This is a genomic window from Moorena sp. SIO3I6 (assembly GCF_010672095.1).
The window spans coordinates 1-1,165 of record NZ_JAAHHU010001557.1; the positions used below are offsets into that span (position 1 = coordinate 1).

General features: G+C 43.6%; 3 protein-coding genes. 2 read left to right on the forward strand and 1 reads right to left on the reverse strand.

Annotated features, from left to right (window positions below):
- The first annotated feature begins 157 nt into the window (after nucleotides 1-157).
- Together F6K49_RS51170 and F6K49_RS51175 are read left to right on the forward strand one after the other, a co-directional pair.
- Nucleotides 158-514, forward strand: coding sequence for a DUF6209 family protein (locus tag F6K49_RS51170; RefSeq protein WP_293051363.1), 357 nt, complete (start codon nucleotides 158-160; stop codon nucleotides 512-514).
- Between the two features lie 90 nt (nucleotides 515-604).
- Entirely contained in the window at nucleotides 605-772 is a 168-nt protein-coding gene (locus tag F6K49_RS51175; RefSeq protein ID WP_293110597.1) for a hypothetical protein, read from the forward strand.
- Here the strand turns inward: F6K49_RS51175 and F6K49_RS51180 are convergent.
- Entirely contained in the window at nucleotides 757-1,122 is a 366-nt protein-coding gene (locus F6K49_RS51180) for a hypothetical protein (protein WP_293110599.1), read from the reverse strand. The two genes, F6K49_RS51175 and F6K49_RS51180, sit on opposite strands and share 16 nt — an antisense overlap.
- Nucleotides 1,123-1,165: the final 43 nt, after the last annotated feature.

A 1,165-nucleotide genomic window follows, 5' to 3' on the forward strand; every position in this document is an offset into this window, starting at 1 on the left:
CCGTCTTATCCGGGTTTATCCCGATTAATTACGGTTTAAGAGTATCCCATAGCTCTGACTTGGATGCCTTCTTTTACGGTACCTTCTGCACAGGCTGCACAGCCTCCTGAATTTCATCCTGGACTCCAGTTTTCAATCGAGCCCGGAACAGGGGATTTTGTTCAATTCCAAAGCGGTGCGATATTTTCGCCGGGCCAGAAAGTTAATTAATGTTTTTTATGACTCCCTCAGGTTAGCTTCGCCTGCAAATCGAAGTTGTCCTAAGTTTGATGATTCAACTACTGTAACAGGCCACGTGATGTCTGATAACAGCGGCAAGATTACTAAATTCCGCCTTAAGTCCCTTAACCCCCCTGCGGTGGATTACGTCAAGGTTGGAACGTTTACTACCCCTGATTGCTATTGGGGTAGTGATGAGATCCAGATCTGGTTCACTGGCATCGACGACTATGGCAATATTTGTTACGATAGTAAATTCGGCCAAAATTACTCTTTTCCAGTGATTTGCGAATAATAAGTTGTTGAGTCTGGAGACAATTCTCAGCAGTTAAGTAACTTAGCCTTTGCTACTGGAATTCTCCCCAACGAAGCAACTGAAAAAGCGATGCAGCGATGCATTGCTTTTTCAATAAGGTTGTTAAAGGTTGAATATTTTTTGTTACTCTCGATTCCCTACTCCCGATTCCCGATTCCCGATTCCCGATTCCCGATTCCCGATTCCCTACTCCCTACTCCCTACTCCCTACTCCCTACTCCCTACTCAAATCGATAGGCTCTAGCTTTTAATTTTTGCATCCATCCCTTGACAGTTGGTTGCTTAAAAATACTATCAATCACCTCTTTCATATCTTCAGCAACTGGAATAAACTGTTCCGGAATAGTATTACGTTGCCCAAAATAGCTACAAGTTGCTTCTGGCAACCAGAGGGCTCGACTTCCTCTCAAAAATACTAAATTCAATATTATTTCTACCATCGCAGCGTCTTGATTTAATTCCGTATTGAAGCCTCCTACTAGGTCTAAACGACTGCGACGAAACATACTATTACTTTGACGCAACGGTTGCCACAGTTTCTCTAACTTCAGATGTGTAAGTCTTCTAAATCCGGTAAGTCTTGCCATGGCGTTACCTGGGTGATCTTGTCTCCCTCAACCAGTTGCCACC